The sequence below is a fragment of the Vibrio sp. 10N.222.46.A1 genome (assembly GCF_041473595.1).
Taxonomy (GTDB): Bacteria; Pseudomonadota; Gammaproteobacteria; order Enterobacterales; family Vibrionaceae; genus Vibrio; species Vibrio tasmaniensis_A.
On the sequence record NZ_JBFRSN010000471.1, the window covers coordinates 1 to 3,930 of the forward strand.

The window sequence follows — 3,930 nt, forward strand, 5'->3', positions numbered from 1 at the left end:
GTTTAATATTTAATGCTTAATGCTTAATGCTTAGTATCCCGATATTAACTCAAGCGCATTGACCTAAACAGATCTAGGCTCACCAATGGAGCCAAGCTTATTTTAAACAGGGCATAGTGACTGTCACTCAAACAGCTTTTACAGCTGACTGATACCGTCCAATAAAGCCTGTTAGAATCAGAACCGCATACAAAAATTAGAGCCTCACTGATTTAAGTGGGGCTTTTTTCATACTCACGTCCGATAAAAAACCGAGCCAATTAGCAACTATTATCATTAACAACACGCAATTGTTATGTTATAACATCGCAAATAATTACTCATAACTAGGACAAAAGCATGAAAAAGCTTGCCGCACTGGCGTTACTTTCCATCAGTGCACTACTCATATGGATATTTTTACCATCAAAAGAAACACAACCAACAACGCTAAACATTTCTGGCCCCTTTGAATTTACCGACCAAGATTTATCTAAAAACGGCTATTTATTTACACGGTTACAAGTCGTTGAAGCGCTTACTGCTATCGATAAGTCAGGCAACGTCACCCCTTTATTAGCGAAAGAATGGACAACTAACGCAAACAATTTACGCTGGGAATTCACATTGCGCCCAGACGTTGTGTTCCACGATGGCTCCCCGCTTACCGCGCAAGCTGTTCAAACTTCTCTTTCTCACGCTTTAAAAAAACCTGGCGTATTAAAGCGTGTACCTATCAAAGAGGTATCAGCTTCAGACAACCTTCTAGTGATAGAACTATCTCAACCTTATCGACCATTGCTGGCAGTGTTAGCTCATTACACAGCAGCGATTGCAGCACCAAGTTCGTTTGATCAACAAGGAAATGTTGCACAACTGAGTGGTACAGGTCCTTATAAAATCCAAGAGTTACAAGCTCCTCATAAAGCGCATGTTGTCAAAAATGCTGACTACTGGGGCACAAAAGCCTCGATTGAACATGTTCACTACCTTGCAGGTCATCGCTCTGAAAGCCGTGCTTTGTTAGCACAAACCGGTCAAGCCGATCTGGTTTACACACTCGACCCAGCCAGTATCGACCTGCTTGAGTCAGCAAAGAATGTTGAATTGGTGATGGAGTCCATCCCAAGAACGATCCTAATTAAGTTGAATAATGAACACCCACTTTTGAATCATTCAGATGTGCGTCAAGCTATCAGTCTAGCTTTGGACCGAACGGGTATTTCAAAACAAATTGTCCGCGTTCCAGGCTCTGAAGCCTATCAACTGTTTGCCCCTTCTCTTGGCGCATGGCACATCAATAACCTTGAGCAAACTCAGCGCAATATCGACCAAGCGAAAACATTACTTGCAGGGCAAGGTTGGCAGGAAAATGAGGAAGGTCTCCTTTCGCGAGAAGGCAAAACATTCGATATTACTTTAACTACCTACTCAGACAGACCAGAGCTGCCTATCGTAGCTACCGCGATTCAAGCTCAGCTTAAAGAAGTCGGCATTCAAGTGAATGTTTCTATCGATAACTCAAGTGCAATTCCATCAAAGCACAAAGACGGCACATTAGAAATGGCGCTCGTGGCGCGTAATTTTGGCACTACGGCGGATCCCCTAGCCTTACTGATGCGAGATTTTGCTAGCCATAAAGGCAGTGACTGGGGACCAATGAACTGGTCTTCTGATGAGTTCAGCAGCTTACTTCAACGTCTATCGGTTGAACCAAACCAAGAGCAATATAATCTAATGACTCAAGAGGCTTCATCCATATTAGCGGAAGAAATGCCGCTGATTCCTGTGACTTTCTACACTCAATTAGTCGCGGTGAATGAACGTGTTAACCACTTCTCATTTGACCCATTTGAAATCAACTATCGCATCTCAGAGATGACGATTAATGATTAATATCTTAATCCGAAGAGTACTCCAAGCCGGCTTTGTGGCTTGGAGTATCGGAACACTCACTTTCATTTTAATGCGCTTGTTACCCGGCGACTTTGCTTTTCGAATTGCAGCGGGTCGCTATGGGTATGATTATGTGGATGCGGATGCGGCACAAGCGGTTTATCAAGAGCTAGGGCTTGATCGTTCGGGCTTGCAGCTATACCTCGAATGGCTATGGGATCTTCTCCATTTTGATTTGGGAACATCATTGATTAGTGGCACCCCCGTCATTGATGAAATCAGCCACCAGCTCGGGCATTCCATTTTATTGGCAGTCGTCGCGACCGTCATTTCTCTTCTCATTGCCATCCCAATCGGTATTTATTGTGGAAAACGGACCGACTCTTTTGCAGACCATTTCTCGCTATTAGGTTCCATCATCTTAAGAGCTCAGCCTGTATTTTTAATAGGTTTGGCCTTGGTGATTATATTTGCGTTACAGCTGAATTGGCTTCCTGTGGCAGGCTTTGGTCGAGTCGAGTTTATCATTTTGCCCGCCCTCGCCTTGGCACTATCGCTGGCTGCAATGTCTAGTCGTCTTATAAGAAACGCCACTCACGATGCCATCACAGCACCGCACTTTTTATTCGCTCGTTTAAAAGGACTCAGTGAGGCGCAAGCTTTTCAGCATCACGCTCATAAACACATCGCTTTACCTGTTATTACTTTTGTTGGTGTTCAAGCAACCGGGTTAATTGAAGGGATCATTATGATCGAGTCATTATTCTCTTGGCCGGGTATTGGTCACGCGTTAGCGCATGCGATTTTCCGTAGAGATATACCAATGATTCAAGGTTCTGCTCTGCTGATGGGGCTTCTATTTGTGGTCATCAATACCTTAGTCGATCTTGTTAACTACCAATTGGATCCAAGGCAACGCGCGAATAAACCCTCTGCTTTATTTTCAAAATTTGCACCTAATAAACAACAAGCAGAACCCGAAAAAAAGAAGGTTAAGATCGTATGAATTTAACAAAGCCGCAATGGTTAGGTCTGATTATCTTAGCCGCCTTATTATGCCTAGTCATGCTAGAACGGACTGTCTATCAAGGTGATATTGCCAAGCAAAATTTAGACCTTGCATTCACAACGCCTTCTGTCGAAGAACCTTTAGGCAGAGACCATTTTGGACGCAGTAATTTGGCAAGATTAAGCCACGCCATCAGCACCTCACTTTCCATGGCATTAATAAGTATTACTACCGCTGCGTTGTTAGGGACGTCAATGGGAGTAATCGCTGGTTGGAAACAAGGATGGTGGGATAAAATCTTTTCATTCAACGTGAACATGATACTCGCCATGCCCGGCTTAATTCTTGTTTTACTTTTTGCGGCAATGGTTCCTGGATCATTCCTCATTCTATATATCGCCATATCGCTCATGCTGTGGGTGGATTTTTTCCGCGTGTCACGCAACCGAACGTTGTCACTCATTCAGTCACCTGCAGTAGAAGCCTCTCGGCTTTATGGGTTCAACCACTGGTATATATTCAAGCGTCACTTATGGCCAGATTGCCGAAATGATTTATTCACCCTGTTCTGTTTTGGTACGGGTAATTCAATACTGGCACTCGCGTCTTTAGGCTTTCTGCATGTTGGGCTCAAGCCGCCAGAAGCTGAACTCGGCTTAATGATGGTTGAACTATTCCGTTACTACCACCAAGCCCCTTGGGTTTTGATTCAACCGGTACTGACCGTTTTTCTTCTGGTATTAAGCTTTCATTTATTAGCTCAAGGAAAACGTCACACGCAATCCTCAAAAAACCATACGCATAATGAACCGGGAGCTAAACAAGAAAAACCCCAACTAGGCAAACAAGCGGATAACGGAGTAGCAGCATGAACGCAATGTTAAAAATTGAAAACCTGTCGATTCAAACTGATACTCAAACCTTAGTCCAGAGCTTAAGTTTAGATTTATATCCGCAGCGTCCGCTCACCATTTTGGGAGAAACAGGCGCGGGGAAAAGCCTAATCGCGGCAGCTATCGCCGGCACATTACCTGATGCCTTAAAAC

At 43.9% G+C, this 3,930-nt stretch carries 4 protein-coding genes; all 4 read left to right on the forward strand.

The features are described from left to right. Positions 1-339: 339 nt before the first annotated feature. Positions 340-1,875 carry an ABC transporter substrate-binding protein gene (locus AB4496_RS14165; RefSeq protein WP_102258231.1) on the forward strand — a complete coding sequence of 512 codons (1,536 nt, stop codon included), beginning with the start codon at positions 340-342 and terminating at the stop codon, positions 1,873-1,875. Beyond that, positions 1,868-2,881: an ABC transporter permease gene (locus tag AB4496_RS14170; protein WP_009846272.1), complete on the forward strand. Its 1,014-nt coding sequence runs from the start codon at positions 1,868-1,870 to the stop codon at positions 2,879-2,881. The genes AB4496_RS14165 and AB4496_RS14170 overlap by 8 nt, the downstream gene beginning before the upstream one ends. Then, positions 2,878-3,756, forward strand: a complete 879-nt coding sequence (locus tag AB4496_RS14175; RefSeq protein WP_017097984.1) for an ABC transporter permease — start codon at positions 2,878-2,880, stop codon at positions 3,754-3,756. The genes AB4496_RS14170 and AB4496_RS14175 overlap by 4 nt, the downstream gene beginning before the upstream one ends. Before the next feature lie 5 nt (positions 3,757-3,761). After that, the coding region (locus AB4496_RS14180) for an ATP-binding cassette domain-containing protein (protein ID WP_372131195.1) at positions 3,762-3,930 on the forward strand (169 nt) is incomplete at its 3' end.

What these genes read in the sequence shown, in the direction of transcription:
- AB4496_RS14175 (WP_017097984.1), top strand. Translation starts at nt 2,878, where the DNA reads ATGAATTTAACAAAGCCGCAATGGTTAGGTCTGATTATCTTAGCCGCC.
- AB4496_RS14165 (WP_102258231.1), top strand. Translation starts at nt 340, where the DNA reads ATGAAAAAGCTTGCCGCACTGGCGTTACTTTCCATCAGTGCACTACTC.
- AB4496_RS14170 (WP_009846272.1), top strand. Translation starts at nt 1,868, where the DNA reads ATGATTAATATCTTAATCCGAAGAGTACTCCAAGCCGGCTTTGTGGCT.